Annotated in this window: 30 protein-coding genes; 11 read left to right on the top strand and 19 right to left on the bottom strand. The window is 44.8% G+C overall.

Going from position 1 to position 24,963, the window contains the following annotated elements:
- Positions 1-16: 16 nt before the first annotated feature.
- Positions 17-472, bottom strand: a complete 456-nt coding sequence (locus LCM00_RS16110) for a pyridoxamine 5'-phosphate oxidase family protein (protein WP_224903985.1) — start codon at positions 470-472, stop codon at positions 17-19.
- Between the two features lie 246 nt (positions 473-718).
- On the opposite strand from LCM00_RS16110, the gene LCM00_RS16105 reads away from it, so the two are divergent.
- Entirely contained in the window at positions 719-919 is a 201-nt protein-coding gene (locus tag LCM00_RS16105) for a YlaI family protein (RefSeq protein ID WP_009791115.1), read from the top strand.
- Complete coding sequence (locus LCM00_RS16100) at positions 913-1,356, top strand: hypothetical protein (RefSeq protein ID WP_224903983.1); 444 nt, start codon at positions 913-915, stop codon at positions 1,354-1,356. Before LCM00_RS16105 ends, LCM00_RS16100 begins: the two co-directional genes overlap by 7 nt.
- A gap of 17 nt (positions 1,357-1,373) precedes the next feature.
- Here LCM00_RS16100 and LCM00_RS16095 read toward each other — a convergent pair whose 3' ends face one another.
- Genes LCM00_RS16095 through typA form a run of 3 tightly spaced genes read right to left on the bottom strand, consistent with a single transcriptional unit; the run spans position 1,374 to position 3,858 of the window.
- On the bottom strand, positions 1,374-1,661 hold the full coding sequence (locus LCM00_RS16095; RefSeq protein WP_224904114.1) for a hypothetical protein: 288 nt from the start codon (positions 1,659-1,661) through the stop codon (positions 1,374-1,376).
- A 23-nt stretch (positions 1,662-1,684) separates the two neighbouring features.
- Positions 1,685-1,996 carry a YlaH-like family protein gene (locus LCM00_RS16090; protein WP_224903981.1) on the bottom strand — a complete coding sequence of 104 codons (312 nt, stop codon included), beginning with the start codon at positions 1,994-1,996 and terminating at the stop codon, positions 1,685-1,687.
- A gap of 23 nt (positions 1,997-2,019) precedes the next feature.
- A complete protein-coding gene (typA, locus tag LCM00_RS16085) occupies positions 2,020-3,858 on the bottom strand; it encodes a translational GTPase TypA (RefSeq protein WP_224903979.1) in 1,839 nt (612 codons plus the stop codon).
- Positions 3,859-4,120: 262 nt separating this feature from the next.
- On the opposite strand from typA, the gene LCM00_RS16080 reads away from it, so the two are divergent.
- On the top strand, positions 4,121-4,306 hold the full coding sequence (locus tag LCM00_RS16080) for a YlaF family protein (protein ID WP_224903977.1): 186 nt from the start codon (positions 4,121-4,123) through the stop codon (positions 4,304-4,306).
- 214 nt (positions 4,307-4,520) lie between these two features.
- Here the strand turns inward: LCM00_RS16080 and LCM00_RS16075 are convergent, their stop codons facing one another.
- From LCM00_RS16075 to LCM00_RS16065, 3 genes are all read right to left on the bottom strand, one after another.
- Positions 4,521-4,991 (bottom strand): GNAT family N-acetyltransferase, encoded by a 471-nt coding sequence (locus LCM00_RS16075; protein ID WP_224903975.1) that lies wholly within the window; start codon positions 4,989-4,991, stop codon positions 4,521-4,523.
- A complete protein-coding gene (locus LCM00_RS16070) occupies positions 4,978-5,778 on the bottom strand; it encodes an inositol monophosphatase family protein (RefSeq protein WP_224903973.1) in 801 nt (266 codons plus the stop codon). Before LCM00_RS16070 ends, LCM00_RS16075 begins: the two co-directional genes overlap by 14 nt.
- A 299-nt stretch (positions 5,779-6,077) precedes the next feature.
- Positions 6,078-6,272, bottom strand: a complete 195-nt coding sequence (locus LCM00_RS16065) for a hypothetical protein (RefSeq protein ID WP_224903971.1) — start codon at positions 6,270-6,272, stop codon at positions 6,078-6,080.
- 193 nt (positions 6,273-6,465) lie between these two features.
- Between LCM00_RS16065 and LCM00_RS16060 the strand changes: the two genes are divergently transcribed.
- Complete coding sequence (locus LCM00_RS16060; protein ID WP_224903969.1) at positions 6,466-7,086, top strand: YktB family protein; 621 nt, start codon at positions 6,466-6,468, stop codon at positions 7,084-7,086.
- 61 nt (positions 7,087-7,147) lie between these two features.
- On the opposite strand, the gene LCM00_RS16055 is transcribed toward LCM00_RS16060, so the two are convergent.
- Positions 7,148-7,420, bottom strand: coding sequence for a UPF0223 family protein (locus tag LCM00_RS16055; RefSeq protein ID WP_224903967.1), 273 nt, complete (start codon positions 7,418-7,420; stop codon positions 7,148-7,150).
- A gap of 63 nt (positions 7,421-7,483) precedes the next feature.
- Positions 7,484-8,449: an NAD(P)H-dependent flavin oxidoreductase gene (locus LCM00_RS16050; RefSeq protein WP_224903965.1), complete on the bottom strand. Its 966-nt coding sequence runs from the start codon at positions 8,447-8,449 to the stop codon at positions 7,484-7,486.
- A 283-nt stretch (positions 8,450-8,732) separates the two neighbouring features.
- On the opposite strand from LCM00_RS16050, the gene LCM00_RS16045 reads away from it, so the two are divergent.
- Positions 8,733-10,202: an aminotransferase class I/II-fold pyridoxal phosphate-dependent enzyme gene (locus LCM00_RS16045; RefSeq protein ID WP_224903962.1), complete on the top strand. Its 1,470-nt coding sequence runs from the start codon at positions 8,733-8,735 to the stop codon at positions 10,200-10,202.
- A gap of 299 nt (positions 10,203-10,501) precedes the next feature.
- Here LCM00_RS16045 and LCM00_RS16040 read toward each other — a convergent pair whose 3' ends face one another.
- A complete protein-coding gene (locus tag LCM00_RS16040) occupies positions 10,502-10,624 on the bottom strand; it encodes a GapA-binding peptide SR1P (RefSeq protein WP_224903960.1) in 123 nt (40 codons plus the stop codon).
- Positions 10,625-10,876: 252 nt separating this feature from the next.
- On the opposite strand from LCM00_RS16040, the gene LCM00_RS16035 reads away from it, so the two are divergent.
- Both LCM00_RS16035 and LCM00_RS16030 read left to right on the top strand, forming a co-directional pair.
- On the top strand, positions 10,877-11,311 hold the full coding sequence (locus LCM00_RS16035; protein ID WP_224903958.1) for a DUF1885 family protein: 435 nt from the start codon (positions 10,877-10,879) through the stop codon (positions 11,309-11,311).
- Between the two features lie 60 nt (positions 11,312-11,371).
- Complete coding sequence (locus LCM00_RS16030) at positions 11,372-11,701, top strand: hypothetical protein (protein ID WP_224903956.1); 330 nt, start codon at positions 11,372-11,374, stop codon at positions 11,699-11,701.
- Between the two features lie 39 nt (positions 11,702-11,740).
- On the opposite strand, the gene LCM00_RS16025 is transcribed toward LCM00_RS16030, so the two are convergent.
- Positions 11,741-12,610, bottom strand: a complete 870-nt coding sequence (locus tag LCM00_RS16025; protein WP_224903954.1) for a polysaccharide deacetylase family protein — start codon at positions 12,608-12,610, stop codon at positions 11,741-11,743.
- Between the two features lie 239 nt (positions 12,611-12,849).
- Here LCM00_RS16025 and LCM00_RS16020 point away from each other — a divergent pair, with 239 nt between their 5' ends.
- Positions 12,850-14,382 (top strand): glycine betaine uptake BCCT transporter, encoded by a 1,533-nt coding sequence (locus tag LCM00_RS16020; RefSeq protein WP_224903952.1) that lies wholly within the window; start codon positions 12,850-12,852, stop codon positions 14,380-14,382.
- Between the two features lie 132 nt (positions 14,383-14,514).
- Here LCM00_RS16020 and LCM00_RS16015 read toward each other — a convergent pair whose 3' ends face one another.
- Positions 14,515-14,757, bottom strand: coding sequence for a hypothetical protein (locus LCM00_RS16015; RefSeq protein WP_094768895.1), 243 nt, complete (start codon positions 14,755-14,757; stop codon positions 14,515-14,517).
- A 217-nt stretch (positions 14,758-14,974) separates the two neighbouring features.
- Here LCM00_RS16015 and LCM00_RS16010 point away from each other — a divergent pair, with 217 nt between their 5' ends.
- Positions 14,975-15,355 (top strand): small peptidoglycan-associated lipoprotein, encoded by a 381-nt coding sequence (locus tag LCM00_RS16010; RefSeq protein WP_224903950.1) that lies wholly within the window; start codon positions 14,975-14,977, stop codon positions 15,353-15,355.
- Between the two features lie 83 nt (positions 15,356-15,438).
- Here LCM00_RS16010 and lpdA read toward each other — a convergent pair whose 3' ends face one another.
- From lpdA to LCM00_RS15985, 5 genes are all read right to left on the bottom strand, one after another.
- Positions 15,439-16,848, bottom strand: a complete 1,410-nt coding sequence (lpdA, locus tag LCM00_RS16005; RefSeq protein WP_224903948.1) for a dihydrolipoyl dehydrogenase — start codon at positions 16,846-16,848, stop codon at positions 15,439-15,441.
- Positions 16,849-16,852: 4 nt separating this feature from the next.
- Positions 16,853-18,193, bottom strand: a complete 1,341-nt coding sequence (locus LCM00_RS16000) for a dihydrolipoamide acetyltransferase family protein (protein WP_224903946.1) — start codon at positions 18,191-18,193, stop codon at positions 16,853-16,855.
- Positions 18,194-18,276: 83 nt separating this feature from the next.
- Positions 18,277-19,254, bottom strand: a complete 978-nt coding sequence (locus LCM00_RS15995) for an alpha-ketoacid dehydrogenase subunit beta (protein ID WP_148973762.1) — start codon at positions 19,252-19,254, stop codon at positions 18,277-18,279.
- A gap of 3 nt (positions 19,255-19,257) precedes the next feature.
- Positions 19,258-20,373, bottom strand: coding sequence for a pyruvate dehydrogenase (acetyl-transferring) E1 component subunit alpha (pdhA, locus tag LCM00_RS15990; protein ID WP_224903944.1), 1,116 nt, complete (start codon positions 20,371-20,373; stop codon positions 19,258-19,260).
- A gap of 575 nt (positions 20,374-20,948) precedes the next feature.
- Positions 20,949-21,614 carry a YkyA family protein gene (locus LCM00_RS15985; protein WP_224903942.1) on the bottom strand — a complete coding sequence of 222 codons (666 nt, stop codon included), beginning with the start codon at positions 21,612-21,614 and terminating at the stop codon, positions 20,949-20,951.
- 273 nt (positions 21,615-21,887) lie between these two features.
- Between LCM00_RS15985 and LCM00_RS15980 the strand changes: the two genes are divergently transcribed.
- Positions 21,888-22,022, top strand: coding sequence for a YjcZ family sporulation protein (locus tag LCM00_RS15980; protein WP_009791087.1), 135 nt, complete (start codon positions 21,888-21,890; stop codon positions 22,020-22,022).
- 181 nt (positions 22,023-22,203) lie between these two features.
- Positions 22,204-22,758 (top strand): peptide deformylase, encoded by a 555-nt coding sequence (gene def / locus LCM00_RS15975; RefSeq protein WP_224903940.1) that lies wholly within the window; start codon positions 22,204-22,206, stop codon positions 22,756-22,758.
- Between the two features lie 46 nt (positions 22,759-22,804).
- Here the strand turns inward: def and LCM00_RS15970 are convergent, their stop codons facing one another.
- The gene (locus tag LCM00_RS15970; RefSeq protein WP_224903938.1) at positions 22,805-23,575 is read right to left on the bottom strand and encodes a Cof-type HAD-IIB family hydrolase; all 771 of its coding nucleotides are present in this window, start codon (positions 23,573-23,575) and stop codon (positions 22,805-22,807) included.
- Between the two features lie 35 nt (positions 23,576-23,610).
- Positions 23,611-24,507, bottom strand: a complete 897-nt coding sequence (locus tag LCM00_RS15965) for a DMT family transporter (RefSeq protein ID WP_224903936.1) — start codon at positions 24,505-24,507, stop codon at positions 23,611-23,613.
- Between the last annotated feature and the right edge of the window lie 456 nt (positions 24,508-24,963).

Raw genomic sequence — 24,963 nt, 5'->3', positions numbered from 1 at the left:
GAGCTTAGTCCCGCGACTAAGCTTTTTTCATGGCCTCCATCACCTGCTGATCGAGCCTCTCTGCTGCTGTTTTGTCATACGTTTTATCATATTGGGGATCAGCTGTCATTTTTGATCCATAAAACATGACATCCCTTACTTCACTGATTTTTAGTTCTGCAAGTGCCAGCTTGAGGGGGACAGATTCCATTCTTTCCAGCTTCACTGCCGCTTCTCCCTGGATGGAGTATGTAGATTCATTGGCAATGATATTGATGACGGCATGCCTGTTGCTCTTGATATTTTCAATAATCCTTGATCTGCTGTCAATAGCAAAGCAGATCGTTTCTTCATCCTTTGCCAGGACCCATGATATAGCATTCACATTCGGGCCGCCTGTTTCATGGTCTACTGTTGCGAGAGTAACAAACCGCTCCTGCTGAAGCTCATCGAATAAGGGCTTGATCAGCCTTGGCTCAACTTGATTTGCCATTACTTTCCCCTCCTCTTAGTCCTATAATAGTATGACTTTCCCCAACTTTCAAGAACCCGTTCCCAGATGCTCTGCCCCCGGTGCAATCTAATTCGAAACTCTTGCCAAACTGTACTATAATATAAATAAGCAATATAGATAAGCAGCTTTTCTGTTCGGCTGAAAAATAGGCTGAGGGCTGGCAACGATGACCAGTGCTTCATTCTTCTGATCATTCAACTACTATTAATAAATCGGGGTGTCATTATGAGAGTAAAATGTGTGCTTTGCGATAAGATAGAATCGATTGAAAATGAATCATTCCAGGCAAAACGCCTGCGTAACCGGCCAATCCATACGTATATGTGCAAGCCGTGCGAAGAAAGAATAACGGAAAAGACCAACCAAAGGGCCGCCACAGGCAATTTTAAGCTTTACCGGAGCCGCACGGAAGAAGAGGAATGGTAAAAACCGCCCTTGCCTCCGGGGCAGGAGCAGGCATTTTTTTGGGATTATTCCTAAAGGCCGCTGAAACATTGACCGGCAAGAAAGTGTATGTGCTGCTTCTGAATATCGATTTTATTCCCGTGCTGGGAGATATTCGCTGGAGCGGGGCATCTGAATTCTTTTTTCATCTCCTGTTTTCTCTGCTGTTAAGCTTTTGCCTGATGCTTATTCTGCAGGCCGGAAAATGCCCTACACTGCGGGGATGCTTTATATGGTCGTTTGCCATCACTTTTCCTGCCCTCCTGCTCTATTTTCCACTCTCCCTGCTGGCAGAGCGGCAGGTACCGCTCCCGGGTGACATGATGGCATTCGGTTTATGGACAGCAGGACATATACTCTACAGCATTGTCCTCGCCAGCTTCTTTTGGCTGGGAATAAGAAAAACCCGCTTGCCCTGATGGGAAGCGGGTTTTTCTTATAATGGGAAGTTCGGGTATTTCTCCGGCTCTTCATTGATTTGGTCCAGCATAACATCGATCAGCTCAGCCGGAAAACGGAAGCTTCTTCTTTCATTTTTATCTGTAAAAAAGACAGTGTAAAAATCAGCTTCTTTAACAGCCTCAATCTCAGAAAGCTTTAAGTCCTCAGTCAGAATGGCTTTGAACATTGCTTCCGTATCTGCAGCTGCAGTATCCTCCGGCCGCGCATCACACACAACCTTAATCGTAAGCCAATTATAGATTGAATCCTGCGTAGATTTCATCATATCGACCCGCCTCCCCGCTGCTATATCCCTGCTTCCTGTTTTTTCTGCTGATGCAGCCTGATTTTATAGATGATCAGGATAAGGGCGGCAACCACCAGCCCCTCCCCGATTGGAAGGAAAACTCCCAAAAAGGTGAGGACCGTACAGCCCAGAATCAAAAACAAATAGATAACAGCTGACTTAGCCAGCGGGAGCTTTTTGGCGAATCCGAGTTTGAATACGACTACACATAAAAGAATGATGGTTATATAAAGCAGCCACATGCCCAGCTCGGGATTCTCGTCCACTTTATATAACGCAGCGAAAAAAGACAGGCGTTCAGCAACATTCATATTGCTCTCCTCCTTATAAAGCCTTAGTTCGTTTCAGCGTATTTCTTCTTTTTAGCAATCCGTTCGCGTTCGTTCTTATCCAGAATTTTCTTGCGGAGGCGGATGGATTCCGGAGTCACTTCGCAGTACTCATCATCATTCAGATATTCAAGCGCTTCTTCAAGCGTCATGATCCGCGGCTTCTTCATAGTGGCAGTCTGGTCTTTATTGGCAGAACGGATATTGGTAGCCTGTTTTACTTTCGTGATATTGACAGTGATGTCATTCTCACGAGTATGTTCTCCAACGATCATGCCTTCATAGATTTCTGTTCCGGCTTCCAGGAAGATGATTCCTCTGTCTTCAACTTGCATGATTCCGTAGGTAGAGGCTTTTCCGCTTTCCATGGATACAAGAACACCCTGGCGCCTTCCGCCGACCTGGCCCTGTGCCATTGGCTGATAGCTGTCAAAGGAATGGTTAATGATTCCATATCCGCGTGTAAGCGTCAGGAATTCTGTTGTATAGCCGATCAGGCCGCGCGCAGGAACGTTAAAGATCAGGCGGACCTGGCCGCTGCCGTTATTGATCATATCAAGCATTTCGCCTTTGCGGGCACCGATTGATTCCATAATTGAACCAGTATGCTCCTCAGGAACATCGATCTGGACGCGCTCAACAGGCTCGCATCTTACGCCGTCGATTACTTTTACGATGACCTCTGGCTTTGATACCTGAAGTTCATAGCCTTCACGTCTCATATTTTCAATCAGGATGGATAGATGAAGCTCACCGCGCCCTGACACGACCCACGCATCCGGTGATTCAGTGTTCTCAACCCGAAGACTTACATCTGTCTGAAGCTGGGCACGAAGCCTTTCTTCAATTTTACGTGATGTAACAAATTTGCCTTCTCTTCCTGCGAATGGACTGTTATTGACCAGGAATGTCATCTGCAGTGTGGGCTCGTCGATGCGGAGGACAGGAAGGGCTTCCTGATGCTCAACAGGTGTAACGGTTTCCCCTACATTGATATCTTCCATTCCGGAAACGGCGATCAGGTCGCCTGCCTTCGCTTCCTGGATTTCCTGGCGCTTCAGACCGAAGAAGCCAAATATTTTGCTTACACGGAATTGTTTTACACTTCCGTCAAGCTTCATGAGTGCAACCTGCTGGCCAACCTGCATGGTTCCGCGGAAAACACGGCCGATTCCGATTCTTCCGACATAGTCGTTATAGTCAAGAAGGGCAACCTGGAATTGAAGGTGTTCTTCACTGTTATCAACCGGTGCAGGAATATGGTCTACAATCGCATCATAAAGGGACTGCATGTTTTCATCCTGCTTTTCAGGATTTGTACTTGCTGTTCCATTGATGGCAGATGCATAAATGACAGGGAACTCAAGCTGTTCTTCATTGGCATCAAGCTCGATGAACAGGTCAATGACTTCGTCGATTACTTCAGCGGGACGTGCAAAGTCACGGTCAATTTTGTTGACAACAACAATTGGAGTCAGATTCTGTTCAAGCGCTTTTTTCAATACAAAGCGCGTCTGCGGCATACAGCCTTCATATGCGTCGACAACAAGCAGAACACCGTCAACCATTTTCATGATACGCTCAACCTCGCCGCCAAAGTCAGCGTGGCCCGGTGTATCGAGGATATTGATCCTTGTATCTTTGTACTGGATGGCTGTATTTTTAGCCAGGATGGTAATTCCGCGCTCTCTTTCAAGGTCATTGGAATCCATCGCACGTTCTTCCACATGCTCATTAGTCCGGAAAGTTCCTGACTGCTTCAGCAGCTGGTCAACAAGTGTTGTTTTTCCGTGGTCAACGTGGGCAATAATCGCGATATTGCGAAGATCTTCTCTGATTTTCAAAAAATTCACTCCTAGCTATATTCTAAGCTAATTTATTTTAAAGCTTTATAAACAATCACAACTAAAACATTATACCATAATGACAGTGGTAAACTAAAAGTTTTTTGTGTAAAATATATTTTAAAGAAAAGAACACATATCTACACTATACCTTAAGACTGGGCTTCATATACATTTTCATTGTTCAATCCTGGGCTTGCGTATATTTTAAGTGACTCTTCAGATGCCTGGTTCCGGTTAAACTTTTGGGAGGTGGATTCTTTTGAAAAACATTAAGTGGCCTTTATTATTCTTTGCCGTGGCAGCCGCAGCCTGCATCATGGGTGTCGGCATATCGATTGCCGAGAAAAGCGTATTCGGCGTATTGGCCTGCATTGCAGCCCTTGTGCTTGTGATGGGCTTCGGGTTTAAAACAAAGAAGAAAATGCGCGAAAACGGGTTATTATAAACATAGAACCAGCGAAGAAGCCGGCCCATTGGGGAGCCGGCTTCTTTTTTAAAGGATAAGAAAGTATTTTTCTGAAGTTGGCTACCGTCTAACAGCGCCTGCCCCCTCGAGGTCACAGGAAGCTGGCCATGACGCTGCCGCATGGGGTGGCGCCCTTAGTCTGTGTTCCTTTTAGGACGGCCAGGGGGCTTGCGTTTTCTTAGTCTGATGCACTTCATGCCTGAAGAGGCCTCAGTAAAAGGAGGTGCTCTTTGCCTCCTTCATCTTTTTCGGACTTATACTGCTCAAAGCCGCTCTCCGAAAGAAACTCCACCCAGCCGTATTCACTCGCAGGAACAGCGGCAAATACTGCTTTATGCTCTGCAGACAATTCTTCCGCAATTGCCGAGATGATCCCGCGGCCAATGCCTGCCCCCCTTCTGTCCGGATCAACGAGGAGAGTCCCGATCCAAGGCTTGTGGTTTGAAGGGGCCCTTGTTACGTGGAAGGTAATACCCGCCCTTTCACCATCCTTTTCCCACACTCTCCATTCTCCATTTAGTTCCGAATATTCCTCTATATATTCCTCAATACCTCTCCCCTGTGTCTCATGCACCATCCATTCTGCTGAATGGTCAGCCAGTAATTGAAAAAAAGCATAGTCACCGGCTGAAAGGCTCCTTGAGCTGATCTCACCAGCTGCCATTATGCAAATAGTCCCTCAGGATCTTTTCATGCAGGCCAGGCTTGCAGATGAAAACTGAGCTTTGCTCTAACAGGTTCAGGTCTTCCCCTTTAAGGGTAGTGGCTTTGCCTCCCAATTCGGTTATGAGGATATTTCCTCCAGCGAAGTCCCAAGGGGCCAGCCTCAGTGAAATATATGCATCGATGCGGCCTGTTGCAACATAGGCCATTTCAATAGCGGCAGAACCGTATGAACGGGTGCCTCTCACATCCCTGACAAGCGGAGCCAGCAGGCTGGGGTCGATCCGTTTGTTTTCAGTGACCCAGGTCGCATTCAGCCCTATGATTGCATCCTGGACACTTGCTTCTTTAAGTCTAGGAATTTGCATATCGTCCAGATAGGCGCCTTTTCCCTGGAAAGCATGATAAAGCTCATCATGGACCACATCGTAAATAAGGCCGATTTTTCCAACCCCATCTTCATATATCCCGATTGAAATGGCGAAATTCCTTTGCTGATGAACAAAATTCATCGTTCCATCAATCGGGTCAATGATCCATACTACTCCATCCAGATCCTCTATTTTGTCGCCAAATCCTTCTTCGCCAAAAATGCGGTGCTCAGGATATGTATCATTGATTTTTTTAATAAAGAACTGCTCGGTGGCCTGGTCGATGTCAGTCACAAGATCATTGCGGTTGGATTTCGTTTCAATGGTCAGCGTTTTCTTAAAAGAATCCTTGATCCGCTTCCCGGCTTCTTTAACCCATTCTTTTGCTTTTTCATCAATATGATCCCAGTTCATCATTTCTCTTTCCTCCGTAAAGGCCGGGCTCCAGCTGACTGCCCCCAGGGGCCCGGCCGTATATTAATGATAAGATTATCGGAAATGCAGGAACTTCTCAAGCATAGCGTCCCCCCGCACCACTCTATTAAGCAATATCATTCTTTTTTCCCTTCCGGAAAAATATTAAACGGACTCCAGCCATATTCCCGGGAGCCCGTTTTTATTTCCTATAGATGTATTCAGTTGACCATTCTGACATTTTTTCTCCTTTTTAAATGGAACTTTATATATATATTCGAATAATTGCCGGAGCCTTTCACTTACAGAGCTTTAAGCCTAACCAGCTCTTCACGTATCCTTTCGAGCTTTTGTTTTGATCTGATTTTGACACTCTCATTATTTTCGCCCATTGCTTCAAAAAGCGTCGCCAGTTCATAATCCATTTCAAGCCTCAGTACGGCGGTTCTTTCCTTTTCACCGGCTTTTTTCTTCACAGAATTCATCAATTGTTTCATGAATCTTGCACCCCTTCCGATTTTGGTTGAATTTTCAGATATCTTTTTTATTATAATATGAGGGCCTCAAAGCAGTTGCAACAAAATTGTGCAGATACCCATTGTCTGTAAATAAATAGGTCCGAAGCTGTTCATTTCCTCTTTTCCCTGCCCTGTGCTACAATGTTGCCAAAATCAGCAGGAGGTTATACATATGCCATTCAGCGGCTTTTCCAACGCAGACTTCGATGTTTTTAAAATAGATGGACTGGAAGAAAGAATGGATAGTTTAAAAGAAAATATCCGTCCAAAGCTTGAAGAGCTGGGCAGCTATTTTGCACCGGGCTTATCAGCTCTTACAGGAGATGAAATGCATCCCCATGTTGCCAAGCATGCCAGAAGGACAATCAATCCGCCAAATGATACCTGGGTTGCCTTTGCGGCTAATCCAAGAGGATATAAAATGCTCCCCCATTTTCAGATCGGATTATGGGAAAGCCATGTATTCATTTGGTTTGCCACCATTTACGAAGCGCCCAACAAAAAGGAACTCGGGGCCGCATTAAAGAAAAACTTAAGCGAAATTTACAGCAGCATCCCCGGCAGCTATGTATGGTCAGGAGATCACACAAAGCCTGGCGCCGTTTCTCACAATTCCCTGGACAAGGAAGACCTTGAGGCCATGTTCGACCGCCTGGAAAACGTTAAAAAGGCGGAAATCCTCTGCGGTGTCAACATACCGCGTGAAGAAGCCATCAAGCTCAGCTCTGAGGAATTCCTGCAGAAAGCTGATTCTGTATTTAAAAATCTATTACCCCTATACAAAATGGCATAAACAGCTCCAGACGCCCAAACTGCCAAAAGAACCTGCATCTGATCGATGCAGGTTCTTTTGTTCACTTCATTTTAACTTTATCTCCGGCTTTTGCCTTTTTGGCTGCTTTGACGGAACGGTATGGCGAATACCCGCTTGTCTCTTCAAATTCGCTGCAGACTGTCTTTTCCTGAGCCTTGCCTGGTACAATCTCTTTAAAGCGGCGGTAGGAATCCATAAGGATCTCCCTGTCGACCCCTTTTTCATAAGCGGCTTCAACGCTTTCAAAGAACTTTATCACGTCTACAATTTCTTCTGTCGACCAATCCGGGTCGATTGGATACTGATATTCCAAAGATGTTCACTCCTCTTCAAGCATCTTAGCTGATTTTAACCAGTACAAGAAAATTTTGCAATTCTAGTCCCAGTCTGCCCATGAGCGCCGGATATCTTCTGCTTCTTTGATTATCCTGCTGACAAGATCTCCCGCTGAAGGAATATCCCTGATCAGGCCCATCACCTGCCCTGCCCAGGCAAATCCTTCATCTTCAGAGCCATTATGGATATAGCGCTTGTTTGCCTGCCCGCTTATATAATCCTTCAGTTCTTCATAACTTCCATTATTCCTTTCAATTTCCAAAATCCTATTTGCCCATGAATTGGCAATGACCCTCGCCGGTGCCCCGATCGAACGTTTAATGACGAGTGTGTCGTTTTCCGAGCCCCCGACAAGCTTTTCTTTATACAGCTTTGAAGCATGCACGCATTCCTCTGTTGCCACAAATCTAGTGCCCATTTCAATTCCTTCCGCACCAAGGCTCAAGGCAGCCATCAGGCCCCTTCCGTCGCCAATCCCGCCAGAGGCGATCACAGGAATCGACACAGCATCTGAAACCTGGGGAACAAGCACCATCGTTCCGGTATCTGTCCTTCCAAGATGCCCTCCCCCTTCCTGCCCGACAACCATTACGGCATCCGCGCCAAGTTCCTCTGCTTTAACAGCCTGCCTTCTTGCCGCCACAAGCACAAGCTTTTTGACATCCGACCCCTTCAGCATTTCAAAAATCGGGGCAGGATTCCCGCCCGTCATGGAGATGACAGGGACACCCTCCTGAAGCGCTGCTTCGAGGAAGTCTTCAAATGGCCTGCCGTGCTGCCCGATGGCAAAATTGACGCCAAAAGGCCTTTCCGTTATTTTCTTGACCTTTCTGATTTCCTTCTTAAGCTCCTCCGGTGAAGGCAGCGACATGGCCGTTATCTGACCCAGCCCGCCTGCATTGGAAACAGCTCCGGCAAGCTCAGAATATGCAAGATGGGCAAGGCCTCCCTGAATGATCGGGTACTGTATCTCCAATAATTCCGTTACTCTTGTCTGCCATTTCATTTACGTCTCTCCTTTTCCTTCTCGATTCTACTTCAAATAATTCGGGACAGCTGCTGAAAATTCCTTTTTTAACAGGCAGGAAACTGGAAATTGGCTGTTTGGGCGGCCGGCGAATAGCCAACCGGATTTGATCGAATGCTACAAAAAAGGCATATGTTCAGCCGCTCTCCAAATTTGCCTGCTGATACCGGCTAGAATCGCTTTGCATCCATATGCTTTAATGCTATAATTCATTTGTTTTATAAGTATATTAACGACATTGATTAAAGAGGTGTGGGAATAGTTGCTACAATCTGAAACACCGTTATTCAGCGGTTTACTGGCACATGCAAAAAAGAACCCTATTCAGTTTCATATACCCGGCCATAAAAAAGGGGCGGGAATTGACCCTGAGTTCCGTGAATTCATTGGGGATAATGCCCTGTCAATCGACTTGATCAACATCGGCCCCCTTGATGATCTCCACCAGCCAAAAGGAATCATCAAGCAGGCGCAGGATCTGGCTGCAGAAGCATTTGGTGCAGACCATACATTCTTTTCAGTTCAGGGAACCAGCGGAGCGATCATGACGATGGTCATGGCAGTCTGCGGCCCTGGAGACAAAATCATCGTCCCAAGAAATGTTCATAAATCTGTTATGTCGGCTATTGTATTCTCCGGTGCGACCCCCATTTTCATCCACCCGGAGGTTGATGAAAACCTGGGAATATCGCATGGAATCACCACAGATTCTGTAGAAAAGGCGCTTAGCCAGCATCCGGATGCTAAAGGTGTGCTGGTCATCAACCCTACTTATTTCGGCATATCAGCAAACCTGAAGGAGATTGTCGAAATCGCTCATTCCTATGAAGTGCCGGTCCTTGTGGATGAGGCACATGGCGTTCACATTCATTTTCATGAAGGCCTGCCGATGTCAGCGATGCAGGCGGGCGCAGATATGGCCGCTACCAGTGTCCATAAATTAGGCGGATCGATGACGCAAAGTTCCATTCTAAATGTCAAAGGAAATCTTGTTTCCCCTAAGCGCGTCCAGTCGATTCTAAGCATGCTGACAACGACTTCCACTTCCTATCTGCTCCTTGCGTCTCTTGATGTTGCAAGAAGAAGGCTCGCAACAGAGGGGAAAGAGCTGATTGAGCGGACTATAGACCTGGCCCAGTATATCAGGAAAGAAATCAATGGGATTGACCGCCTCTACTGTGTCGGTGAAGAAATCCTTGAAACCAGGGCGGCTTATGACTATGATCCGACCAAGCTGATCATCTCTGTGAAGGAACTGAATGTAACTGGATATGATGTAGAAAAATGGCTCCGCGAGAAGTTTAATATCGAGGTCGAGCTATCGGATTTATATAACATCCTCTGCATCATTACGCCAGGAGATACGAAACAAGAGGCAGATGCCCTTCTTGCGGCACTCAGGGAATTATCTGCAGGCGGCCTTCAAGAAACCGAACGCAAAGATGCAAAGGTCATGCTGCCTAATATACCGGTGCTTTCATTAACGCCCCGGGATGCTTTTTATGCTGAAACTGAACTTGTCCCTTTTGACGAATCTGAAGGGCGCATTATTGCAGAATTTATTATGGTCTACCCTCCTGGAATCCCCATCTTCATTCCAGGGGAAATCATCACGAAAGACAATCTCGTCTATATTAAAACAAATATGGAGGCAGGACTGCCTGTCCAGGGACCAGAGGACTATGACTTTAAATTCCTGCGTGTGATAAAAGAGCATAAAGCGATCAGGTAAGAATATTAAACAAAAGCGCAGGCGCCTTGATCACCCCTTAAGGAACGCAGACTAAAAACGCCACGTCCTGTGGCAACGTCTGCATGACCAGCTTACTGGGGGCCTCAAGACGAACCTCCCGGAAAGGCGTTCTTTGCCATTTTGGGAGGTTTGGCTTGTGACCTCGGCGCAGCTGATGGACGTGGATCAAGAATTGATAATAATCCACAAGGCTTACTAATTATAAATTCCTAAACAGTAAAAAAGAAAGCATGCATTTTTTGCATGCTTTCTTCTATAAGAACAATCTTAATGCAGATTTAATTGCTTTTCTCTTTTTGTCCGCCTTTTCTGCAGCTGCATTTTGCATACAGAACCGTTACCTTTTCATCTTCAAAGTGATCGATTGTTGAATTGCAATCCTGACATACAATTGTGCCCATCTTTTCAATCCCCTTTTTCGCTGAATTTGGTTTTGAAAGCGTTTCATTTTATCTAAATCAATAATAATATAACATTATTAAAATTTCAAGCCTAAATTGTATGACACATTTTGCGTGATATTGCCTATTTTTATTCCTTTTTCGTGAGAGGAAAGAATAATTGCCTAACAATATCTCCTGAAAGGTTACAGCACTCCCCAAAAATGATAAAATAAAATCGAAATATTCTGCTTTTTAAAAGGAGGATCCTTCATGTCAAGCAGTGCTTACATAAAATTGGTAAAAACAGCACGACAGGAAACAATTACACTCGAGGAGGTAAAAGATTTACTTGAATATTATAAGTCAATAACAGCAAAAACCGGCGATCAGGTTGACTGGGGATACAGCAGAGCAGCCTTTCCTTATGAAATAAAGGAACATGCACAAGGAGACGGAAAATGGTTCTGGCTGAAATCTGTGGATGACCGTTATAATACGATACTAATAGGAGTAGGTACAGAAACTGTACAGGATGCTGATCGTACAGACCGGATTCAGTCCTATATACAGCTTACCTTGCCGGAAAATGCTGCAATGGGCGACAAAAGCAAAGCAAATGAGTTCTGCAGATTTTTAGCAAAAAAACTCCAGGCTGAACTGCAGCTGTTCAACGGCAGAATTATGTACTTTAACGGGCGAAAATAATAAGGTATGATAATATAGGTTCGTTGAATGAAAGTTTTCAGGTATTAAGGAGTTGTCAGCTTGAAGAAAAGAGTGCTAATCATTACGATAGTCAGTCTGGCTTTTACTTTTGTGTCCCCTTTCATTTTTGATGCGAGGCTGGAAGACAAGCCGGATTCATTAACACAGAATCTTCTATTCGGGGGTCCTTTCCCTTTTGCCGAGCAGACCAGCTACCTGCCAGAGCAGGCGGATGCATATCCGGTGGTTATACAATTTGAATCTCCGCTGGAAAAAGAAACAAACTACAAGCTAACGCCCCTCGTGTTGACAGAGCTGAGTTATTTTCTGCTCTTTTTCGCAGTCACTACTATAATAACCAGATTATTTAAAGGGAATGAAAGAAGATAAAGAGAAAGAGCGGCACTCGGATGCCGCTCTTTTTCTGCTTTATAAAGCTGTTTGGATTCTTTCAGGATCGACCATTTCATAACCTTTTGCCTGCAGTCCTTTTACAATGCCTTCCAGCGCCGCATTTGTCCAATCTCTGTCATGCATCAGCAGATTGGCCCCGTCGGTCAGATAAGGGGAATTGACCATAATGTCCGTCAAAGCCTCTTTGTTCTGGTAGTCCTTTTCCCAATCATATCCATATGTCCAGTTCATGAGCTCCATTCCTTCCGCTGCAGCAGCCTCCCTGCTTGCATCGGTATTTATTCCAAAAGGAGCCCTAAAAAACCGCGGTTTTTCCCCGATGATTTCCTCTACACGTTTATTTAATTTCAGCACTTCTTCCTTTTGCTGTGCCGGGGAAATTTCCTTTAAGTTGCTGTGGCTGTATGTATGGTTCCCTATTGGAAAGCCAAGATTATGTATCTCTTTCAATTTTTCTTCTTCCTCCGGGGTATCCAGAAAATGCCCGTTCACAAAAAATATGGCTTTAACACCGAGCCGGTGCAGCGTTTTGGCCATCTCTACGGCATGTTTATCAGGCGCATCGTCAATGGTAAGGAGCACCACTTTTTTGTTCGCATCTGCCAGCGGCTCAATGGTCCAGTTATTTTCATTGATGCGGTATAATGGCTCTTTATCCTCAGTTTCAGCCGGCTGTTCCTCCTGAGAACCGGTTTCCTCTGCTTCTGAATCACTTGCTTCTTCAATTTCAGCAGCTTTTTCTGCATTGGTGCTTCCTTCATCTTTGGCCGTTTCAACGGTATCTTTAGGTTCTTCTCCCTTATCTTCGCCTGCTTCTCCGCCTGCACCGCATGCAGAAAGCAACATGACAGACAGTACCATGCTGGCAGTTTTTTTATACATCATTACCCCTCCAATAAGCATTATGCTTTTTATTATACTTATAAAATGTTAATATAGAAAATGGTTTGTAACTGGTAGACAATCGAAATAACTCCCCCTTTTTATCCGTAATGTATTTCTATCTGCTGTTTTCCCTAAACCACTGTTTCCACACTATACTATTTTCTAAACATAAAACTGCAGCCCATTCATTAGTAATGGCTGAGCCTGCATATGTGTATGATTTGATTTGGAGGGATTGGATGAAGAAACTGACACCAGTTTTTTGGGTATCAGTTATCGTAACTGTATTATTTATTATCTGGGGGCTTATTCCAAAAGGAATATTGCCGAATGCAAATTTAGACGTTGTCACACAAAATGTTCAAGGATTCATCCTTGAGAAATTTGGCTGGTTTTATATGCTGTCAGCCTCAATCTTTTTGATTTTTGCGGTTATACTTATTTTCACTAAGTATGGAAACATTCGTTTAGGGAAAGATAATGAGCAGCCCGAATTCGGTTATTTAACCTGGTTTGCGATGCTGTTCAGTGCAGGAATGGGGATAGGCCTTGTATTCTGGGGATCTGCAGAGCCTATGTATCATTATTTCGATCCGCCATTCGGCGACGGAGAAACGCCGGATTCAGCCAGAACAGCCATGAGATACTCCTTTTTCCACTGGGGACTCCATCCTTGGGCCATCTATGCAGTGATAGCCCTCGCTTTGGCTTACTTCCAGTTCAGGAAAGGGGCTCCTGGAGTCATCAGCTCCGTTCTTCGCCCCATCTTTGGGGATAAAGTCGACGGTTTGCTTGGCATCCTGATTAATTTTATCGCAGTATTTGCAACGGTCTTCGGTGTAGCCACTTCACTGGGACTCGGAGCCATTCAAATCAGCGGCGGCCTGTCACACGTGTTCAGCGGCATCAGCAACGGCATAGGGACACAGATGATCATTATAGCCGTTGTCACGGTTTTATTTATGCTATCGGCCCAGACAGGTCTTAATAAAGGCATCAAATACTTGAGTAATCTTAATATCATCCTGGCTATACTTCTGCTGTTATTCATGCTGTTTGTAGGGCCGACCAATTTTATTATGGATCTATTCACCACTACCATCGGTTCTTACTTGCAGAATCTGCCTTCCATGAGCTTCAGGCTCAGCCCGTTTGATCAGGAACTGACATGGTTCCAGGATTGGACTATTTTCTATTGGGCATGGTGGATTGCCTGGGCTCCATTTGTGGGAACCTTCATTGCCCGGATTTCAAAAGGCAGGACCATCAGGGAGTTTGTCATCGGCGTCCTTGCTGTACCAACATTATTCGGTGCATTATGGTTTTCAGTATTCGGAGGGACTGGTATTTTCCTCGAATTCTTTGAAAATACGCCAATCATGGATACGATGAACGAGAACGGCATGGAGATCGCTTTATTTGCAGTCTTTGAAAATTTCCCGTTATCAATAGTGCTGTCTTTGCTTGCCATCTTCCTTATCAGCACTTTTTTCATCACTTCAGCAGACTCGGCAACCTTTGTGCTTGGCATGCAAACGACGAACGGAAGCTTGAACCCGCCGAATAAAGTGAAGTTTGTATGGGGAATCATTCAATCTGCATCTGCAGCCATACTTCTGTGGACAGGCGGCCTTGAAGCACTTCAGCGTGCGTCAATCATTGCGGCCCTGCCATTTACAGTCATTATGCTCCTGATTGTCATATCGCTGATGAAAGCCTTGAAAGAAGAAAACGTCAGCGGCAAAAAAGAAAAACAGCAAAAGTCGGCATAATAAAAAAAAGCTTCGGGATAGTTTATCCCGAAGCTTTTTTAGGTTGTTGTTTTTTATATAGATTTGTTGTCATTCAGTGTACGTAGTTCTCTTGAAGAGCGGCTATAGATTATCTGCTTCCAGCTGATATTCTCAATAATGAATAAATGCCAGAGCCGCCTGAAAGGAACCGTACAGCCCCAGTGACAGCATAGTGACCATAAAGGTTCGTTTCGGTGATTTTATGATGAAATTACCCAGAATAACAGCAAGATAAAAAAATACAAAAAACATAAGGACATTATAAACTGGATGGTCATGCTTTGAAAGCCACTCCAGAAAAGTATAGCCGCTCCATATGATCAGCTGGATCATGATCACCGAATAAGTCTTCATATAAACACCGCCAATTGCAATATATATTCCCTTCATATGTTTGCTTGTAATCCAGGCTTATATGTATTATATGTACCACTCTTGCCGGGTATTTTTCAATTTTGTAACAATTGGGTGACAAGCGAAGATATTACTATTTATTATGTTAGAATATGGGCTATTATGACGAAATTATTTACAGCTTTTAACACAATGAAAGAAGAAAAGGTGAGCATAAATGAAGAGATTCCGTTTTTTGCTGTTAGCTTCTTTTATGATTTTGACCGCTTCCTGCAGCAAGACGAAAGCTGCCGATGATTTAATGCTTGATAGCTCGCAAAAGCAGGTGATTTTCTTTACAGATGAATCTGACTATCAGAATGAAGCACCGTATTATGATGCGATCATAGAATTAAGAAAAGAATTTCCGGATGAAATGAAGAAAATGAAAGTCATGACTGCTGCCAAGGCGAAAAAATATTATAATACTTTTGAAATTAAAGGGTGTCCGGCCATTTTGGTTATGCACCAGAATAGGATTACAGCAAAAGTGAATGGCGATGTTTCTAAAGATAAAATCATTGAACCGCTGTCTAAAGCACTTGGCACTGGCACATAAAAAAGACCTTCCCTCTTGCGAGGAAAGGTCTTTTTCTATTAGAGACAAGAGGCTTGTCATGCAAGCAGCTCCCGCTTCACTCATTACTTAATGATGTGAATTGGGCTGCCAAGTGCTACTTCAGCTGCTTCCATAGTGATTTCGCCAAGTGTTGGGTGAGCATGGATAGTCATGGCTAAATCTTCAGCAGTCATGCCTGCTTCAATGGCAAGGCCAAGTTCAGCAATCATGTCAGATGCATTAGCACCAGCAATTTGCGCACCGATGACAAGGTCATCTTCTTTGCGTGTAATCAGCTTCACGAAACCGTCAGTGCTGTTTAAAGCAAGGGCACGGCCATTTGCTGCAAACGGGAACTTGGCAGCATTGACTGCAATTCCTTCTTCTTTAGCCTGCTGCTCAGTGTAACCCACTGAAGCCAGTTCAGGATCAGAGAATACAACTGCAGGGATTCCAAGATAGTCGATCTCAGAATTGTGGCCAGCGATTGCTTCAGCTGCGATTTTACCTTCATAAGAAGCTTTGTGAGCCAATGGAGGTCCTTCAACAATGTCGCCGATAGCGTAGATATTGCTTACGCTTGTACGGCACTGCTTGTCAATCTTGATGATGCCGCGGTCTGACATTTCAACGCCAGCCTGCTCAAGGCCCAGCTCATCAGTATTTGGACGGCGTCCAACCATTACGAAGACATAATCAGCTTCAACAGATTTTTCTTCGCCCTTTACTTCATACTTGACTGTTACACCGCTGTCAGTTTCTTCAACACCTTTTGCAAGTGCATTAGTGATGATTTCAGCGCCTTTTTTCTTCAGGTTCTTTTTAACCAGTGAAGACATTTGCTTTTCAAATCCGTTCAGGATCTCATCAGTTCCTTCAAGGATTGTCACTTCAGTACCAAAGTTAGCGTAAGCTCCGCCAAGCTCAGTTCCGATGTAGCCGCCGCCGATGACAACGATCTTCTCAGGGACTTCTTCAAGAGCCAGTGCGCCAGTTGAATCAAGCACACGCTTTGAATATTTGAATGCAGGCAGTTCGATTGGGCGTGAACCTGTCGCAACGATTGCATTCTTGAATGTGTAAGTCTGGGAGGACTTCTCATCCATAACTTTTAAAGTATTGGCGTCAACGAAGAAAGCTTCTCCGCGTGCAATCTCTACCTTGTTTCCTTTAAGAAGGCCTTCAACACCGCCTGTCAGCTTCTTGACGACTCCGGCTTTCCATTCCTGTACCTTTGTGAAATCAACTTTCACATTTTCCGCTGAAATGCCCATATCTTCTGAATGCTTGGCATGTTCATAGCGGTGTCCAGCAGAAATCAAAGCCTTTGAAGGGATACAGCCGACATTCAGGCAGACGCCTCCAAGAGTTCCTCTTTCAACGATTGTTACTTTTTGTCCAAGCTGTGCTGCGCGGATAGCGGCAACATAGCCTCCAGGACCTGCACCGATTACTATAGTATCTGTTTCAATAGGGAAATCTCCAACTACCATTTAATTACGCCTCCATTAACAATAGTTCTGGATCGTTGAGCAAACGCTTGATGTGGTTTAATGCATTTTGTGCTGTTGCGCCATCGATGATTCTGTGGTCAAAGCTTAAAGAAAGTGCAAGAACTGGTGCTGCAACGATTTCTCCATCTTTCACAACAGGCTTTTCAGCGATGCGGCCAATTCCCAGGATCGCTACTTCAGGATGATTGATGACAGGTGTAAACCATTGTCCGCCCGCAGAGCCGATATTGGTAATTGTGCAAGAAGCGCCTTTCATTTCATCCGCAGCAAGCTTGCCGTCACGGGCTTTGCCTGCCAGGCTGTTGATTTCATCAGAGATGGCAAATGTAGATTTGCGGTCTGCATCCTTCACGACAGGAACAAGCAGGCCTTTCTCTGTATCAGCAGCAATTCCGATGTTGTAGTAATGCTTGTGGATGATTTCGCCAGCAGCATCGTCAATTGACGTGTTGAGCGCCGGGAATTCACGCAATGCACTTGTCAATGCCTTCACCACATAAGGCAGGAATGTAAGCTTGATGCCTTTGTTTGCTGCAACTTCCTTGAATTTCTTACGGTGTGCTACCAGTTTTGTTACATCGATTTCATCCATTAATGTAACATGCGGTGCAGTCTGCTTGGAATTAACCATAGCTTTTGCAATCGCTTTGCGGATTCCGCTCATTTTCTCGCGGGTTTCCGGATATTGGCCTTGAGGAGCTGCTGCCGCTGCCGCTGGTGCCGCTGCTTCTTCCTTAGCTGCCTCTGCCTGTGGTGCTTCCTGAGCAGGTGCCTGAGAGCCTCCGTTCAAGAATGATTCAATATCTTCCTTCAGCACACGTCCGTTTTTACCGCTGCCTGCTACCTGGCGGATATCAACGCCTTTGTCGCGTGCAAACTTGCGCACTGATGGCATAGCGATAATTCTGCGGTCAGGATCAACATCCGGCTGGGAAATAACTGTGCCTTTGCCGGCGTCTTCCTGTCCAGGAGCTTCTTCCTTCTTCACATCCTGGCCAGCTTCCATTGTTGATTGAACCTGTGCTTCCGTTTTTTCTGCCGGCGCTTCATCACCGTGTTCACCTTTAAATTGTAAATCCTCATACCCCGGTGCGTCAAAAGATACGAGCACTTGACCGACAGTAGCAACTGTTCCTTCGCTGATGTGGACCTCTTCAACAGTCCCTTCAACTGGAGATGGAATTTCTACTACTGATTTATCGTTTTGCACTTCGCACAATACGTCATCTTCTTGAACTTTATCGCCTGGTTTAATAAACCATTTTACGATTTCACCTTCGTGGATACCTTCACCGATATCAGGCAATCTGAATTGGAATGACAATGGGTTCACCTTCCTGTTAGTAAATTGAGTGATGATGCAGGAAAGGGAGAAAAACTGCCCTCTCCCATTAAAAAATTGTTCTATTAGAAAGTAAGTACTTTTTTAGCTGTTTCCAGTACATCTTTGTAGTTTGGCAGCCAGATTGTTTCTGCTTGTGAGAAAGCATAAACAGTATCAGGAGCTGCTACGCGAAGAACTGGAGCTTCCAGGCTGAGAATCGCTCTTTCATTGATTTCTGCAACAACCTGTGCAGCTACGCCTGCCTGCTTTTGCGCTTCCTGGACCACAATGGCACGGCCTGTTTTCTCTACAGAGGCAATGATTGTTTCAAGGTCCAGCGGTGCGATTGTACGAAGGTCTACTACTTCTACTGAATAGCCTTCTTTTTCAAGTTCTTCTGCTGCTTTCAATGATTCATGAACCATTGCTCCGTATGTGATGATGGAAAGGTCTGAACCTTCGCGCTTCACATCAGCCTTGCCAAGAGGAATTGTGTATTCTTCTTCAGGCACCTCTTCACGGAATGCACGGTAGAGCTTAAGATGCTCAAGGAAAATAACCGGATCATTGTCACGGATAGATGAAATAAGAAGTCCTTTTGCATCGTAAGGAGTTGACGGCACAACCACCTTTAAACCTGGTGATTGAGTCATCAGCCCTTCAAGGCTGTCAGAGTGAAGTTCCGGAGTATGCACTCCGCCCCCGAAAGGAGAACGCACCGTGACAGGAGAATTGTATCTGCCGCCTGAACGGTAGCGCATACGCGCCATTTGGCCAGCGATTGAGTCCATTACTTCAAACACAAATCCGAAGAATTGGATTTCCGGCACTGGACGGAAGCCTTGAAGGCCAAGACCAATTGCTAAACCGCCAATTCCAGATTCAGCAAGTGGAGTATCGAATACGCGGTCTTCGCCGAACTCTTTCTGAAGACCTTCCGTAGCACGGAATACACCGCCGTTAACGCCTACGTCTTCACCGAACACAAGTACGTTCGGATCATTGCGCATTTCTGTGCGCAACGCATCGGTGATTGCCTGGATCATTGTCATTTGCGCCATCGCTTACTTCGACTCCTTTGCTTGGTAAATTTCATATTGTTCTTTAAGGTTACGAGGCATTTCTTCATACATGTTCTCCATGAAGTCTGTTACTTTCTGCTTCGGATAACCGTCAGCTTTCTTGATTGCTTCTTTGATATCTTCTTTAGCCTGGTCGATCACTTCGTTTTCCTTTTCTTCGTTCCAAACGCCCTTGTTTTCAAGGAATTTGCGGAAGCGGACTAAAGGATCCTTCTTTTCCCATTCGTTGTCAAGGTCCGTTGTACGGTAGCGAGTTGGATCATCGCCAGCCATTGTATGCGGGCCATAGCGGTATGTCATCGTTTCAATTAGAGTCGGGCCTTCGCCGTTTACTGCTCGCTTGCGGGCATCGCTGACTGCTGCATATACAGCAAGCGGATCCATTCCGTCTACCTGAATTCCAGGGATGCCTGCCGCAACTGCTTTTTGAGCTACAGTTTTAGCCGCTGATTGCTTTTCTACCGGAGTGGAAATCGCAAAGCGGTTGTTTTGCACAACAAAGATTGCTGGAGCCTTAAATGCTCCTGCAAAGTTAAGACCTTCGTAGAAATCACCTTGTGAAGCTCCGCCGTCGCCAGTGTATGTAATAGCAACTGAACCGGCACCGCGCTTCTTCATCCCAAGAGCCACACCTGCAGCCTGGATGATCTGAGCACCGATGATGATTTGAGGTGAGATAGTGTTCACACCTTCTGGCATCTGGTTTCCGTGGAAATGACCGCGTGAGAACAAGAATGCTTGATACAGCGGCAGGCCATGCCAGATCATTTGAGGCACATCGCGGTATCCAGGAAGGATGAAGTCTTCCTTTTCAAGAGCGAACTGTGAAGCAAGCTGGGAAGCTTCCTGTCCTGCTGTCGGCGCATAGAATCCAAGGCGCCCCTGTCTGTTTAGAGAGATGGAGCGCTGATCAAGAATACGAGTGTATACCATGCGGCGCATCAATTCCTGAAGCTGCTCATCGCTTAATTCAGGCATTGCCGCTTCATTTACGACTTCGCCTTCTTCATTCAATATTTGAAACATTTCAAACTGCTCTTCTACCGCCTCAAGCGCTTTAGTAGCATCCAATTGTGCTTTCTTCGTTTTAGAAGCCATCTTTGTCACCCTTTCCTTTCATTAAAAAGACATTATTTTAAGAGATAAATACACAAAGCTTAGAATACCCAAAATGAATTCATCTTAGAAATCTGCTTTTGTTTTTTCCCTATTAAATTTAGCCGTACATGCAAAAAAACTGTCCGGCTCATCCTTTGACAGCTGCAAAACATAGTTTTACTTAGTTTTCCACAGATGCCTCCGGAAAAAACGTCTATTCTGATATTTCTTTACAATCATTTTCTGTATCATTGAATACTATATGACTCACTGATACAAGCAATGAAATCACCTTACTCATTTTATTATAAGAAATCCGTAACAGTCAATTATTTAAACCTATTTTCCTAAAAATATTTCGAGTGTTTTAAAAAACTGTATCAATAACTCCCTATGAACTGTACTATAAAAAAGAAGCCTTTTGTCAGGATGTGTTATAACAAGAGAAGAATTATTTAGGAAGAATTATTTTAAAAAAATACTTTATATTCAACACAAAAAGCCTTTCGGCATCCTTTGACCGAAAGGCTTCTTGAATATAATACTGTGAACAGGCTGTGCCTCAATGTTTTTGTTTACTTGCCGGCAACCTCTACTCCAGCCTGCTTATAGAAGGAAATTTTTATTTCATTATACTTTTTTGTCAGCTCATTAAATTCTTTATTATGTACCATCAGCTGATCATAAGATTGATTGATCTTTTCAATCTGGGCTTCCAGCTGCTCCATTGTAAGACCTTCTTTCTTGAAGAGCGAGTACAGCTCTTTGTCAAGTTCAAGGCCATTCTTATATTCACTGTACAGTTCATCGTGGACGCTGTAACGGTCCATCATCACTTTGTACAGTTCCTCTGCACTTTCTTTTGCTTCCTTATCTTCAATGTCAGGGATGATGTCCTCTAGGGGTGCAAATTCCTGTTTGGAGGAATCAATGCTCTCCTGCTCTTTATTCATGAGCTCTTCCCTCTTCCCCACGGCCTCAAGGGCTTCGTCTGACAGCTTTTTGATTTGGTCAAATTCCTTCATGCCCAGCGCAATGATTTGATCATAAAGCTCTTTTTCCTGCTTTTCCAGTTTCACAAGCGGATCCTGCTGCTTCTCAAACCCTTCTTCTGCTTCTGCAGTTTTCTCGAGTATGCTGTAGGCTTTTTCGCCTGGTGTCTCCTTGTCCATGCATCCCCCGAGCACAAACAAACTTAAAAATAATACAGCCAGTACTTTTTTCTTTCTGATAATAGACATCATTAAACCCCCTAAATGGAAAATAGCTGTTGCAAATAAGCTGCAATTAGGCATGGTACAAGGTTTTTCATAAATCTTACGAAAAAGCTTGTCCAGCCATTTGATTAGACTTCAGCAGGATAATGCCATAAAGATACATATTCTTAATTCTTTTCATTTATGACTGGGCAGCGGCCTACACCATTTTTTCCTTCTTTCATAGGCTATAGTAAATCGTCCATAAAACTTATAAATATGTAGGGGACGATACTTTATTTCAGGGAGGTTATCCTTATGTATGGTTATGGTGGATACGGTTACGGCTGCGGCTACCCTGTAGGCGGAGCTGGCTACGGAAGAGGATTTGCTTTAATTGTCGTTCTCTTCATTCTTCTTATTATTGTAGGCTGTTCCTGCTGGAAATTCTAATACAAGCCGAAAAGGTGCTTCTACAGAGCACCTTTTCTTTATTAACTTTTTCCTTTATGTCTGTTAGACTATTGACGTACATACAGCTCCCTGAACTTTAATCAATTACCCGCCAGCATAGCGGTTAAACATATTATAATAAATTTCTGCCGAAAAAGGCATGCACAGGAGTGGATTTTTAATGATAACAGTGGCGGATATTATCCGGGATGGCCACCCATCCCTCAGGAAAACGGCAGAAGAGGTGCCGATGCCCCCTTCTATGGAGGATAAGCAGACTCTTGCCGACATGATGGAATATGTAAGGAACAGCCAAAATCCTGCCCTGGCTGAAAAGTATGGGCTTAGGCCTGGAATAGGGCTGGCAGCCCCGCAGATCGACTGCCTCAAAAGAATGATTGCCGTCCATGTTACTGACACAGATGGAAAGCTGTACAGCTTTGCGCTTTTCAACCCGAAAATCATCAGCCATTCGGTCGAGAAAGCTTATTTAACTTCCGGAGAAGGCTGCCTCTCAGTCGATCAGCCTTTACCGGGATTTGTCCCGCGCTTTGCAAGGATAACCCTCAAAGCCTTCGACATAGACGGCAGAGAAGTGAAACTCAGGCTGAGAGGCCTTCCGGCAATCGTATTTCAGCATGAAATCGATCATTTGAACGGAGTCATGTTCTACGACCATATCAATAAGGAAAACCCGTTTGAAATAATCAAGGATGCCATCCCTATTGAAAGGTGACCCTATAAAGGTGAAGCAGGCCCTTTTGCCTGCTTCTTTTTTCTGTTTATATTAAACCAAGCTTTTTCAAACCGTTCCAGATTCCGTCTTCCCCAACATCTGAGGTGATGTGGTCTGCATGGCGCTTCACTTCTTCTTCAGCATTGCCCATGGCCACTCCCGTGCCGACCGCCTGGAGCATTTCAATGTCATTCAATCCGTCTCCAAAGGCGTACACATCCTCAATTGCAAAGCCGAGGCGGCTGATCATTTTCTTTATGCCCTCTGCTTTTGAGCCTCCGGCAGGAAGGACATCAACGGAATAAGGGTGCCATCTGATGAAGTGGAATTTCCCGTATCCGTCGCGATACTCCTGTTCCAGACTGTCATCCATAAAAATAAGGGACTGGTAGATTTCCCGCCCATTATAAAAGCTTTCATCCTGATCAGGATGCGGGAACTTAAGCGTGCCAAGGCTTTCCTCAATGTGAGGATGGTGCGGTACACTTGATTTCATAGTTGATTCGTTCATGAAAACGAGCGGATGCCCATTCCTTCTCCCATGCTCCAAAAGCCTTTCCAGCTCTTCTGTGTCTAAAGGGTTGGCATAGATCGGTTCGTTTTCGAATACAACGTACTGGCCATTGAAGCTGACATAAGAATCAATGCCCAGCTCTTCCCGGAGGCTTTCATACATGAAAGGAGCACGGCCAGTCGCGATTGCCGTAAATACGCCTTTTTCCTGAAGAAGCCCGATTGCTTCCTTCGTTTTTACCGGCAGTTTTTTGCCGTGGTCCAGCAGTGTTCCATCAATATCAAAAAAAACTATTTTCTTCATTCTTTACTTCCTTTCCATTTGCATGAACTGCATTCCTAAGCAGCCAGGTCTCGTTTCTTTTCCCGCTTGACTTTATAGGAGGATATATATATCCCCAGAAAAATTACAGCAAGGCCAACAGCCATCCCTGGCTTGATGTGCTCGCCAAGGAGAAAATACCCCCATGCGATTGCGGATACCGGGACGATATAGGTGACGAGGGAGGCAAACTCCGGGCTTCCCTTCTGTACAAGGAAATAGTATAGCAGATAGGCAGCGCCTGAGCCCAGGGCGCCGAGCACAAACAGAGAACCCAGCCTTTCCGGCGCAAAAAGAAGCGGGATGGCTGACGGAGATGCAATCCCTGTATACAGACCGCTTGCCAGGGCTGCTGATGTAAGCGTAAAAAGGGAAATCTGAAGGACGGAAACACCCTCAAGATGTTTTTTGGACAGATGGGTCCCTAATCCATAGCAGAATGCTGCCATAGACATGAATACAATTCCTGCCGTATTCCCTTCTGCCAAATCACCAGTCCGGAAACCGCTGAGAATAAAAATGCCGAAAAATCCGATCAATATTCCGGCCCATTGGCTTTTCCGTAGCTTTGAACCGAAGAAAAGCCACCCTATGATAATCGTCCAGATCGGTGTAGTGGCATTTATGACGGAGGCCATACTCGATGAAATAGCCGTCTCGCTTTTAGAAATAAAATACCAGGGAAGCGCATTATTAATGAGCCCGACCAGGAACAGCATCCTGAAAGGCAGGCGTTTCCACTGAATCTTTTCTCTTTTAATAAAGCTGATCCCCCACAATACTGCTGCACCAAATAGGCACCTGCCAAAGACAACTGCCTCCGGGCCTAAGTCATGGAGCAGAATTTTAATAAAAAGAAATGATGTACCCCAAATCAGGCTCAAGCCGATCAGCGCACTATAAAGCTTACCCATTTGTCCACTCTTCTTTCCAGAATAACTTTCACTCTGTTAAAAGCTAACCCTTGAAATGCTAATTGTCAATCCAGCATATTTAACATTATTCCATGATTATCCATGAGATTTTTGGCCATTTCATCATATAATAGAAGAAAAGGCGGCTTTCCTAATGCCCCCTAAAAAAACGGTTGTGTTCGGCAGCAGTGATTGTAATCCTTTACATTGGACAAGGTTGCGTTAAAATAGGAAGTAAGGAGATGATCCACTATGTTAAAGAAGCTGCGCAAAAAGCTCCTAAAACAGTGGAAAGACATGCTTCGGAAAAAATCAATCGCATAAACCCAGAGCCCTTCAAACTTGCGAAGGGCTCCTTCTTTAAGGTAAATTGTATAGAGGTTACATAGAAATGCGGAAAAGCCTTGGTCAGCCCCGACAAGCATAAGACAAGCAGGACGGAAGGTTGTTCTTTAA

Source organism: Bacillus infantis (genome assembly GCF_020171945.1).
Classification (GTDB): Bacteria; Bacillota; Bacilli; order Bacillales; family Cytobacillaceae; genus Bacillus_AB; species Bacillus_AB infantis_A.
This window is presented reverse-complemented; position numbering and strand designations above follow the sequence as displayed.

Bases quoted from the DNA above. Each gene is read 5' to 3' on its own strand.
- LCM00_RS16110 (WP_224903985.1), bottom strand. From the start codon at position 472: ATGGCAAATCAAGTTGAGCCAAGGCTGATCAAGCCCTTATTCGATGAG.
- LCM00_RS16105 (WP_009791115.1), top strand. From the start codon at position 719: ATGAGAGTAAAATGTGTGCTTTGCGATAAGATAGAATCGATTGAAAAT.
- LCM00_RS16100 (WP_224903983.1), top strand. From the start codon at position 913: ATGGTAAAAACCGCCCTTGCCTCCGGGGCAGGAGCAGGCATTTTTTTG.
- LCM00_RS16095 (WP_224904114.1), bottom strand. From the start codon at position 1,661: ATGAAATCTACGCAGGATTCAATCTATAATTGGCTTACGATTAAGGTT.
- LCM00_RS16090 (WP_224903981.1), bottom strand. From the start codon at position 1,996: ATGAATGTTGCTGAACGCCTGTCTTTTTTCGCTGCGTTATATAAAGTG.
- LCM00_RS16075 (WP_224903975.1), bottom strand. From the start codon at position 4,991: ATGGCAGCTGGTGAGATCAGCTCAAGGAGCCTTTCAGCCGGTGACTAT.
- LCM00_RS16070 (WP_224903973.1), bottom strand. From the start codon at position 5,778: ATGATGAACTGGGATCATATTGATGAAAAAGCAAAAGAATGGGTTAAA.
- LCM00_RS16065 (WP_224903971.1), bottom strand. From the start codon at position 6,272: ATGAAACAATTGATGAATTCTGTGAAGAAAAAAGCCGGTGAAAAGGAA.
- LCM00_RS16060 (WP_224903969.1), top strand. From the start codon at position 6,466: ATGCCATTCAGCGGCTTTTCCAACGCAGACTTCGATGTTTTTAAAATA.
- LCM00_RS16050 (WP_224903965.1), bottom strand. From the start codon at position 8,449: ATGAAATGGCAGACAAGAGTAACGGAATTATTGGAGATACAGTACCCG.
- LCM00_RS16040 (WP_224903960.1), bottom strand. From the start codon at position 10,624: ATGGGCACAATTGTATGTCAGGATTGCAATTCAACAATCGATCACTTT.
- LCM00_RS16035 (WP_224903958.1), top strand. From the start codon at position 10,877: ATGTCAAGCAGTGCTTACATAAAATTGGTAAAAACAGCACGACAGGAA.
- LCM00_RS16025 (WP_224903954.1), bottom strand. From the start codon at position 12,610: ATGATGTATAAAAAAACTGCCAGCATGGTACTGTCTGTCATGTTGCTT.
- LCM00_RS16020 (WP_224903952.1), top strand. From the start codon at position 12,850: ATGAAGAAACTGACACCAGTTTTTTGGGTATCAGTTATCGTAACTGTA.
- LCM00_RS16015 (WP_094768895.1), bottom strand. From the start codon at position 14,757: ATGAAGACTTATTCGGTGATCATGATCCAGCTGATCATATGGAGCGGC.
- LCM00_RS16010 (WP_224903950.1), top strand. From the start codon at position 14,975: ATGAAGAGATTCCGTTTTTTGCTGTTAGCTTCTTTTATGATTTTGACC.
- lpdA (WP_224903948.1), bottom strand. From the start codon at position 16,848: ATGGTAGTTGGAGATTTCCCTATTGAAACAGATACTATAGTAATCGGT.
- LCM00_RS15995 (WP_148973762.1), bottom strand. From the start codon at position 19,254: ATGGCGCAAATGACAATGATCCAGGCAATCACCGATGCGTTGCGCACA.
- pdhA (WP_224903944.1), bottom strand. From the start codon at position 20,373: ATGGCTTCTAAAACGAAGAAAGCACAATTGGATGCTACTAAAGCGCTT.
- LCM00_RS15985 (WP_224903942.1), bottom strand. From the start codon at position 21,614: ATGTCTATTATCAGAAAGAAAAAAGTACTGGCTGTATTATTTTTAAGT.
- LCM00_RS15980 (WP_009791087.1), top strand. From the start codon at position 21,888: ATGTATGGTTATGGTGGATACGGTTACGGCTGCGGCTACCCTGTAGGC.
- def (WP_224903940.1), top strand. From the start codon at position 22,204: ATGATAACAGTGGCGGATATTATCCGGGATGGCCACCCATCCCTCAGG.
- LCM00_RS15970 (WP_224903938.1), bottom strand. From the start codon at position 23,575: ATGAAGAAAATAGTTTTTTTTGATATTGATGGAACACTGCTGGACCAC.
- LCM00_RS15965 (WP_224903936.1), bottom strand. From the start codon at position 24,507: ATGGGTAAGCTTTATAGTGCGCTGATCGGCTTGAGCCTGATTTGGGGT.